This window comes from Streptomyces panacea, assembly GCF_040560175.1.
Classification (GTDB): Bacteria; Actinomycetota; Actinomycetes; order Streptomycetales; family Streptomycetaceae; genus Streptomyces; species Streptomyces panacea.
Genome location: NZ_JARJHW010000341.1, coordinates 1 through 2,906, shown reverse-complemented (window position 1 = coordinate 2,906; position 2,906 = coordinate 1). Strand labels below are relative to the sequence as shown.

The following is a 2,906-nucleotide window of genomic DNA, read 5'->3' as shown; positions in this document are numbered from 1 at the left end:
TCCGTTCGAGGGCGAACCCGAAGGTGACACCGGGGGTGTTCCGGACGGCGAACCCGAGGCCGGGCCCGACGGCGTTCCGGACGGCGACGGGCCCGTGCCCGGTACGCCGGCCTCCTCCGGGAGGTGACGGCTGACCTCCGCCGTCGTCAGCCCCAGACCGCCCAGCGTGATCTCGTCCCACGCCTGGAGCCGCTTCGTCGTGCTGTCCAGGTAGAGCAGCGAGGCCCGGACCTTCTCGGGCTTGTCGTTCTGGACCGCGCGCAGCCCGCCGCCGCCCGCCGAGCCCTCGATCTTCAGGCGGGTACCGAGCGGCATGATCTCGGTGTCGCGGTGGTGGACGTGGCCCGCCAGCACCAGCGGGACGGTGCCGTCGGTCTCCCTGGCCGCGATCGGGTTGTGCGCGACGGCGATGTCCACCGGGGTGCCCGCCCGCTCCTGGTCGCGGATGGCCGACGCCAGCCGGATACCGGCCATCTCCTCGGCCGGGTCACCGGCGTTGGCCAGGGAGCGGTCCGGGGTGAACTGCGGATCGCCCGTGCCCGCCACCCGGATCCCGGCGACGGTGACGGCGCGGCCGTTGTCGAGGACATGGACGTTCTTCAGGCCCTGAAGATATTTCTGGGTGGCGGCCGAGTCGTGGTTGCCGCGCACCCAGACGTACGGGGCGCCGAGGTCGGGGATCGGGTCGAGGAAGGTGTTCTCGGCGGCCGAGCCGTGGTCCATGGTGTCGCCGGAGTCGATGACGAGGTCGATCTTGTACTGCTCCACGAGCGAGCCGATGATGTGCCAGGCGGCGGGGTTGAGATGGATGTCGGAGACCTGGAGGACGCGCAGCGTGCCGGGGTCCGGCTGGTAGGAGGGCAGGGTCGACGTCGCGTCGTACAGCTTGGTCACGTTCGTGACGAGCCGTGCCAACTCCTTCTGGTAGACGTCGAATTCGGTGACGATCGAGCGCGCGCTGCCGACGACCTGCGGCGCCGAGGAGAGCAGCCCGGAGAAGCGGGGCTCCAGCACGGACTTCGGGTTCCAGGTCGCGAACGCGGTGACGCCGGCCGCGCTCAGCAGCACGAGCGCGAGCCCGCCGGCGGCCAGCGCGCGGCGGGGGCGGCGGTAGACGGCCAGGCCGAGGGCGGTGGCGCCCGAGACGACGGCGACACAGGACCGTACGGCCAGCTCGGTCGTCCCGGACGCGACGTCGTCGCCGACCTCCTCCTGGAGTCCGGCGAGGCGCTCGGGGTGCTCGACGAGGGCCTGCGAGCGGACCGGGTCGAGCTGGTCGACATCGACGTCGAGGCGGATCGGGGCCGTGTGCGAGTCGAGTTCCAGCGCGCCCAGCGGCGAGACGTTGATCTTCGTGCCGCCGGTGAGGGAGGGCCGCAGGGTCATCTTCGTGTCCATGGGGCCGACCGGCGTACGCACGCTGCCGACGATCAGCAGCCCGAGCCAGGCGCCGAGCAGGACGACGGCGACGAGGCCGAGCGCGCGCGTGTAGGGGTGCGGGGAGCTGACGAGGGCGCTGGTGGGGACGGAGCCGCGGGACCGGTAGTGCCGCTGGAACCGGCCGAGCGCCGAGATCGCGGTACGGAACGGGACACGGCGTACGTCGCGGGCCATTGGGCGCGTATGCCCACGGCGACGAGCGATCATGCGTGGGCACCGCCTTTCCCCGATCTTGGTGACCTGCGTGACAATGGCGGGGTGCTGGAGATGACGCGCGAGGAGTTCGAAGAACTGGTGGCCGAGGCGCTGGACCGGGTTCCGCCGGAGCTTATGCGGCTGATGGACAACGTCGCGGTATTCGTGGAGGACGAGCCGGATCCCGCCGCGGCGAAGGAGTCGGGCGAGGAGTTCGACCCCGATCTGCTCGGGCTCTACGAGGGGACTCCGCTGACCGATCGCGGTGAGTGGTACGCGGGGGTGCTGCCGGACCGGATCACGATCTACCGGGGGCCGACGCTGCGGATGTGCGAGACGCGCGAGGAAGTGGTGGCCGAGACGGAGATCACGGTGGTGCACGAGATCGCTCACCACTTCGGGATCGACGACGAGCGGCTGCACGAGCTGGGGTACGGGTGAGCGCGCCGGGTTCCAGGGATCAGCCCCTGGAGCCGGTCGACCCCGATGTCGACCTGCGGGTGCCCGGTCAGCGCGCCGAGACGGCCGGGCACCGGCTGTGGCAGGTACTGGGCGTGATCTCCGCGGGCGGCGCCGTGGGCGCGACGGCACGGTACGGCGCCGAGCGGCTGTGGCCCACCGCCGACGGGGCCTTCCCCTGGACGACGTTCCTGGTGAACGTGGTGGGCTGCGGGCTGATCGGCGTGCTGATGGTGCTGGTCGCCGAGGGCGGCTGGTCGGTGCACCCGCTGGTGCGGCCGTTCCTGGGGGTGGGGGTGCTGGGCGGCTTCACGACGTTCTCGACGTACACGCTGGACTTCCTGCGGTTGGTACGGCACGGGGAGGCGCCGGCCGCGTTCGGGTACGCGGCCGTGACGCTCGTGGGCGCGATGGCGGCGGTGTGGCTGACGGCCACGCTGACGCGGCGGGTGGTCGGGCCGGGGGCGGTCGGGCCCGGGGCCGCGTCGTGAACTGGCTGCTGGTGGTCGTGGGGGGCGCGATCGGGGCGCCGCTGCGGTACCTGACGGACCGTACGGTGCAGACGTGGCACGAAACCCTGTTCCCGTGGGGGACATTCGCCGTCAACGTGGCGGGGAGCCTGGTGCTGGGTGTGGTGGCCGGGGCGGCGGTGTCGTCGGCGGCGTACGCCCTGATCGGTACGGGGCTGTGCGGGGCGCTGACGACGTACTCGACCTTCTCGTACGAGACGTTGCGGCTGGCGGAGCGCGGGAAGGGGCTGCTGGCGGGCGCGTATGTGACGGCGTCGCTGCTGGTGGGTCTCGGCGCGGTGT

4 protein-coding genes are annotated in these 2,906 nt (G+C 72.1%); 3 read left to right on the top strand and 1 reads right to left on the bottom strand.

The features are described 5' to 3' along the window. On the bottom strand, positions 1–1,614 hold a 1,614-nt coding region (locus P3L51_RS35700), incomplete at its 3' end, for a metallophosphoesterase family protein (protein WP_354609526.1). 84 nt (positions 1,615–1,698) lie between these two features. Between P3L51_RS35700 and P3L51_RS35695 the strand changes: the two genes are divergently transcribed. The 3 genes from P3L51_RS35695 to P3L51_RS35685 form a co-directional block, all read left to right on the top strand. Next, entirely contained in the window at positions 1,699–2,076 is a 378-nt protein-coding gene (locus tag P3L51_RS35695; protein WP_203233574.1) for a metallopeptidase family protein, read from the top strand. Next, positions 2,073–2,585, top strand: a complete 513-nt coding sequence (locus P3L51_RS35690) for a fluoride efflux transporter FluC (protein ID WP_354609525.1) — start codon at positions 2,073–2,075, stop codon at positions 2,583–2,585. Before P3L51_RS35695 ends, P3L51_RS35690 begins: the two co-directional genes overlap by 4 nt. Beyond that, a partial coding sequence (locus P3L51_RS35685) for a fluoride efflux transporter FluC (protein ID WP_354609524.1) occupies positions 2,582–2,906 on the top strand: 325 nt, incomplete at its 3' end. The genes P3L51_RS35690 and P3L51_RS35685, both read left to right, overlap by 4 nt.